Origin of the sequence: Rhizobium sp. PEPV16, from assembly GCF_008919455.1 — a bacterium.
GTDB lineage: Bacteria > Pseudomonadota > Alphaproteobacteria > Rhizobiales > Rhizobiaceae > Rhizobium > Rhizobium leguminosarum_Q.
On sequence record NZ_VSZV01000158.1, the window covers coordinates 1,689 to 7,926 of the forward strand.

A 6,238-nucleotide genomic window follows, 5' to 3' on the forward strand; every position below is an offset into this window, starting at 1 on the left:
GCAGAGACTCCTGTATTCGTCAACCAATAGAGCGTGATGTTATCGAGGATCTCGTCACGCGTAAGTTCGCCCGTCGTGCTGGCGGTCCGATTCAAGGCCGAGGCGATAGCCGCGGCCGGCTGCGCATCCGCATCATTGTGATCGAGAAGCCATGCGGCGAGACCAACGGGTGAATCCGCAATACCATACAGAGTCTGGGGGCGCGTTGCCATCAGCCTAGCATAGTCGACCTGCTTAAAGGTTCTGACTAGCTGAGCGTAGGCGCCCTCTTCCTCGGCAGATAGCCCGCCGGGAGCAGGGGCACCGGCCAGAAGCGCCTTATCAACGTCGGCTGGAACGGTAGCGGGCATGTTGGCGTGGATGCCGAGAAGGCCCTCCGGAGCCTGAAGACCCATCTGGTCGACGACAAATGCACCCCAGTCGCCACCCTGCGCAACATAACGTGTATAGCCGAGACGCTTCATAAGGTCAGCCCAGGCTTTGGCCATGCGCTCCGGACCCCATCCCGTCGCTGTCGGCTTGCCAGAGAATCCGTAGCCAGGCATCGACGGAATGACCACATGGAAAGCATCCGATGCGGTGCCACCGTATTCGGTCGGCTTTGTGAGGCGATCGATGATCTTCAGCTGCTCGATCACCGAGCCGGGCCATCCGTGGTTAACGACGAGCGGCAAGGCGTTTTCGTGGTTCGAACGAACGTGGATGAAATGTATATCCAAGCCGTCGATCTCTGTGATGAACTGCGGATAGGCATTGAGCTTGGCTTCGCCCTTACGCCAGTCGTAATCGGTCGCCCAGTAGCGAGCCAGTTCCCGCATTGTCGCGAGTGGCACGCCCTGCGACTGATCACTAACCGTTTCCTTCTCGGGCCATCGAGTTTCGCCGATGCGTCTGCGCAACTCAGTGAGTTGCGCCTCGGAGGCCGAGTATGTAAACGGTCGAATTTCGTTTTCGGCAAAACCCGCCGCCCAAAGCGGACGAGGCAGGACGCTGAGTGCGCCAATGGCTCCCGCGGTGGCGAGCAGCGCCCGTCGAGTAAGTGTAGACGATATTGCTGTTGTCTTTGCCTGGCTGGAGAACATTTTGTCCGACATTGTCGTTCCTTTCCTGTTGTATTTAAGCGGTCGTTCAAGTTTCGAAACGCAAGGCTCCGTCGTAACCACTGTTGCGACGTGCCCCGTCCCGATCATCGACCGCCACGATCGATGCGTCTTGGGCCAAGCGCATACATCGCGCGTTTGATGTGTCTGGCATATTTCCCGGCAGCCCAGAAATGTAATGCAATGTAGCAGGGCCGCCGCGGCTGGGCGTCACACAGACCCTGCGGCGAATGCCGATCATTGATGTAGTGTGAGCGGGCAGGGGGCGTCTCGTCGGCGAAATGACAGCTACGACGTGACGATGAGATGTCGCAAGCAACCGCCTCAGCGAGGATGCCGGATTATGGCGGACTACTGTTTGGCGTTAGCCTCACGCTGCGGCTCGCGGGGCTCGTTAGCCACGGGAATCTACAGTTCCGCAGAAAGTCCGCCGCCAGCGCGATTTCGCAACCTTAGTTTGCTGACAACATGTTGAGAAATGGTCTGCCCAAGGCCAGCTCGGGACGTCGCCCCACGAGCATTCCCGCCTTCCAATCGAATCCGGCGGGCGACCGCCGCACCGATCCCCGTTCCCCCGCCCGTAATCAAGGCGGTCTTGTTCTTAAAGCGCATGATGTCTCCTCTCACCTTGAGGAATATCATGGCCCAAAGCGGCGGAGCCGTCGTGTCCACTTCTGCAGTAAGTTTTGACTGAGAGTGCACAGACCACGGTGAGCAGACGATGTCGATTGGCGAGGCCACCATATGCGTTCCATATATCTGCTTACGCCTCAAAAGCTAACTTTTACAGCAGCTTAGGGCGCCACTAGAATAGGAAGAATGCTAGGGTCGCCGGTTCGATTCGGTTCAAGGCGTGCGACTTGCTCAATGAGCTACCTGAGTATGAAATGCTGACAACCTTGCTGCGCTCCTAAACCGAGGAATTCTTGGAGGCGCGATGACTTGACGCCTCTGATTTTTTGCAATCCGGTCCCGAGAGGCCAGAATGTGAGCGGAGCAAACTTACGCAGACAGTCAGGAGAAGCGTTTCAACTGATTCACTATATTAGATTTGCGAAAACAATATAGAGAGGCCTTTGGATAGTGACAAGTGTTAGATTGAGCATATTCCTGCCTTGGCCGGGAGCCCGGTATTCGTGTCGTGAAGGTGGGGGCAGTGCCCCAGGGTAGTACCGACTACCGCTTGCTCAAAGACAGTGTCTATACTAGATTTGTGAAAACAATATAGAGGCCGCCGTGATCAAGCAGATTGATCTCATGTTCCGGACCATGGTCGCGGAACTTCAGCAACGGGCATTCGATGACGATTGGGCGGAAGACTTCCCCCCGTCGGGTAGATTTGTGCCGGTGGCAGTCGATGGTCGGCGCTATTGGTATTTCGACCAACCCGACGGTGAGGGCGGGCAGAAGCGCCGGTATGTCGGGCCTGCCGACGATCCCGTGATTTCGGAACGGGTCGAAACCTTCAAGGGCGAGAAGTCGGACTATAAGGCACGCCGCAAGTTCGTTTCCACGCTGACGCGGGAAGCCGGTTTGATTGCTCCTGATCGCTTTACCGGCGATGTCGTACAAGCGCTTGCCAAGGCCGGTCTCTTCCGGCTGCGCGGTGTTCTCATCGGCACTGTCGCTTTTCAATGCTACTCAGCATATCTCGGCATCCGTCTGCCCTCGGCGGCGATCCTAACAGGTGATGCAGACCTAGCCCAGGATTTCGCGATCTCTGCCGAAGTAGCGGATTCACTGCCGCCGATCCTCGATCTCCTGAAAGGGCTTGATCCAACGTTCCGGGCCGTGCCGCACATCAGCGGTAGCCCTCGATCTCATGCCTTCCGGAATCAAACCGGCTACCGGGTCGAATTCATGACGACGAACAGAGGAGCTGAAGAATATTCTGACAAACCCGCCAACATGCCCGCTCTCGGCGGCGCGTCGGCCGAACCGCTAAGGTTCATGGATTTCTTGATCCGTGATCCCGTTCGTTCGATCCTGCTACATGGTGCCGGTATCTCGGTGGTCATCCCTGATCCTTGCAGGTATGCAGTGCATAAGCTTATCGTTGCCGGTCGCCGCCAAAATGACGCCGGCGGCCAAGCCAAACGGGATAAAGACCTGAGACAGGCAGGAATGCTATTCGACGCCCTGCCGGTCACCGGCCACGGGCCTTCACTGGCTGATGCTGTGGAAGAGGCATGGAATCGCGGACCTGCCTGGAAGCTGGCAATCTCGGAGGCAGCTGAAACCATGCACAAGGAATATTGGGGCGGCGTCAATCGAATGGTTGGCACTCTCACGAGATAAAGATAGGCCCGCTTGAGTGTTGATTTGCGCTGAGAGTTGACCCGGGATTTGCACTGAGAAGTAACCCGCCTCTTAGGTATTGTTCGGGTCCGTTGTGGTGGTCAAGGTCTTAGGTTTCTCCTTTGTCGATTTTGGCTCATGCGCTGAACTGTTCTTGAAGCGGAAGCTGTCGTTGCCGGTTTCCAGGATGTGGCAATGATGTGTGAGCCGGTCAAGCAGCGCGGTGGTCATTTTTGCATCGCCGAAGACACTCGCCCACTCGCTGAAGCTGAGGTTGGTCGTGATGATGACGCTGGTGCGTTCGTAGAGTTTGCTTGGCAGGTGGAAGAGCAATGCGCCGCCTGAAGCGCTGAACGGCAGTAACCAAGCTCGTCAAGGATGACCAGGTCGGAATGCACGAGGCGATTGGCAATCTCGACATGACGTTACGGGAGACGGTGCTGGAAGGCGGGTCGGATGACCGGTCGTGGCTCGAGATATATGCTGACAAAATCCGGGACATCGCTCAGAATCTGGCCCATCGAAAGCGCTGCGTGGGCTTGCATCTTGCCTACGGGGTGGATGACGAAACGCCTGCCGCCAAGGAAGCGGTGCGCATCATCTTCCTGTCTCTGAGGGATCACCTTACGGCCATACTCGCAAGGGGGCTGCCAAGCGAGATAGCTGAAGAACTCGCGACCGACGCGCTGGTTCGGATTGAGGGCGCGACTTTAATGACGGCCGTCTTCGACGAAAGCGACGCGATGGAGCGGGCAATCCAGGCGGCCATCCTCGATGCGACCACAGCTTCAAGGTAGCCTCTCCCCGCGGTTCCGCGTCGACCCGGCCAGCCGGGCAATGCCTGTCAGGACGGCCATCTCACGGTCGGATGCTATCGCCAGCGCCTAACATGGTCGATGAGTGCCCGAAGCTTCGGAGCAAGATTGCGCCGACTGGGGTAGTAAAGAAAAAAACCGGCAAACGGAGGGCAATACTCCTGAAGGAGAGGGACCAACTGACCAGATTCGACATAGGGCTTGAAGGTGTCCTCCATCCCGAAGGTGATGCCGCCGCCGGCACATGCTGTTCTGATCATAAGCCACATGTCGTTGGTGGTGATCTGGGGGTCGACAGCCACGTCGAACTCACGCCCATGCTGGCCGAATTCCCACCGATAGGGCGCGCTGTGTGGCGCTGGACGCCAGCCGATACAACGATGCGCGGAGAGCTCCGAAGGATGTTCAGGCTTGCCGAAACGTTCGATATAGGACGGCGCAGCGAAGGCGCCCTGGCGCTGCTCGCCCGAGACCGGAATCGCAATCATGTCCTGATCGATGACTTCGCCCAAACGTACCCCTGCGTCATAGCCTTCCGCGACAATGTCGAATTCCTCGTCCGTGACGGTCACGTCAACCTGAACGGCAGGAAATGCGTCCGCGAAACGCGCCAGAAGCGGCCCTGAGATGAACTGCTCGGCGATGGATGACACCGCCAGCCTCAACAGTCCGCTCGGTGCGTTGTCGCGGTCCGCCGTCGCGTCGAGCGCCAGTCCGACTTCGGAAATAGCCGGCGCCACCCGCTGATACAGTCGTTCGCCGGCCTCTGTGAGACTGACGCTGCGCGTGGTGCGCTGCACGAGCGCCACACCCAGCCGATCTTCGAGACGCCGGATGGTCTGGCTGACGGCGGGCCTTGTGACGCCCAAATTCTCCGCGGCCACGCGAAAACTCCGCGCTTCGGCGACTGCCAGGAAAACAGAGATGCCATTCAGATCGATCGCCATTGGTTAGAATTTGTTACCATGGTGGTCATCATTAGGCAAGTTGTTCGCTCTCCTTGGCGCGTCTACCTTGGATCTCACAACCAGGAGACAGCGATATGACGCTTGATCACTATAAACTTCTTGGACAGTCGGGCTTGCGAGTTTCGCCGTTGAGCCTCGGAACGATGACCTTCGGTTCGGACTGGGGATGGGGCGCGGACGGCGATGAGGCCCGCCGCATTTTTGATCTCTATATCGACCGGGGTGGCAACTTCGTCGACACGTCGGTAAATTACACCGACGGCGGCGCCGAGCGCCTGCTCGGGACATTCATCGGCGACAAGCGCGAGCGGATCGTCCTTGCAACGAAATTTACGATGGCGCGCGAACCGGGCAACCCGAACTCCGGGGGCAACCACCGCCTGAACATGGTGCGCTCCGTCGAGCACAGCCTGACGCAGCTCGACACCGATCGCATCGACCTCCTTTATCTCCATGCATGGGACATGACGACCCGGCCGGACGAGGTCATGCGAGCGCTCGATGACCTCGTTCGGACCGGGAAAGTCCTCTATCTCGGCATCTGCAATACGCCTGCATGGCGGGTTGCACAGATGCAGACGCTCGCTGACATCCGCGGCTGGTCTCCTTTCGTGGCGCTGCAGATCGAATACAGCCTCGTGGAGCGGACCGTCGAGCACGAGCTTCTGCCTGCGGCTTCGGCCTTGGGCCTCGGGGTGCTGCCCTGGTCGCCGCTCGGCGGTGGCGTGCTCACAGGCAAATATTCCTTTGCCGATGTCGAGGATTCGCGAGAGGCCACGGTGTCTGCCAGCCGGAAGGGTGTCATAGCTTCGTCCGGTCATCTGAACCAACGTGCGATCGAGATTGCGGACGAGGTTCGAGCCGTCGCCGAAGAGGCCAACTCCACGCCATCGCGGGTGGCGCTTGCCTGGACGCTGGCCAATCCGAGCGTCGTCTCTCCCATCATCGGCGCCCGCACGCTCGCTCAGGCCGAGGACAATCTTGGAGCGCTGGATCTGGTGCTTGCACCGGAACAACTGGATCGACTGAACCGGATCAGCGCACCAAGTCCCGTCTT

General features: G+C 58.7%; 5 protein-coding genes and 1 pseudogene. 3 read left to right on the forward strand and 3 right to left on the reverse strand.

The window, feature by feature from the left end; translation table 11 throughout:
• The coding region (locus tag FY112_RS03305; protein ID WP_246700592.1) for an epoxide hydrolase at positions 1 to 1,094 on the reverse strand (1,094 nt) is incomplete at its 3' end.
• A gap of 1,245 nt (positions 1,095 to 2,339) precedes the next feature.
• On the opposite strand from FY112_RS03305, the gene FY112_RS03315 reads away from it, so the two are divergent.
• On the forward strand, positions 2,340 to 3,398 hold the full coding sequence (locus tag FY112_RS03315) for a GSU2403 family nucleotidyltransferase fold protein (protein WP_231283901.1): 1,059 nt from the start codon (positions 2,340 to 2,342) through the stop codon (positions 3,396 to 3,398).
• A 72-nt stretch (positions 3,399 to 3,470) separates the two neighbouring features.
• On the opposite strand, the pseudogene FY112_RS03320 reads toward FY112_RS03315, so the two are convergent.
• Positions 3,471 to 3,814, reverse strand: a pseudogene (locus FY112_RS03320) (ATP-binding protein); the annotation flags it as partial.
• On the opposite strand from FY112_RS03320, the gene FY112_RS03325 reads away from it, so the two are divergent.
• Positions 3,791 to 4,195, forward strand: a complete 405-nt coding sequence (locus tag FY112_RS03325; RefSeq protein WP_151517672.1) for a hypothetical protein — start codon at positions 3,791 to 3,793, stop codon at positions 4,193 to 4,195. The pseudogene FY112_RS03320 and the gene FY112_RS03325 overlap by 24 nt on opposite strands.
• 74 nt (positions 4,196 to 4,269) lie before the next feature.
• On the opposite strand, the gene FY112_RS03330 is transcribed toward FY112_RS03325, so the two are convergent.
• On the reverse strand, positions 4,270 to 5,160 hold the full coding sequence (locus tag FY112_RS03330; RefSeq protein WP_151517674.1) for a LysR family transcriptional regulator: 891 nt from the start codon (positions 5,158 to 5,160) through the stop codon (positions 4,270 to 4,272).
• Between the two features lie 95 nt (positions 5,161 to 5,255).
• On the opposite strand from FY112_RS03330, the gene FY112_RS03335 reads away from it, so the two are divergent.
• A partial coding sequence (locus FY112_RS03335) for an aldo/keto reductase (RefSeq protein WP_151517676.1) occupies positions 5,256 to 6,238 on the forward strand: 983 nt, incomplete at its 3' end.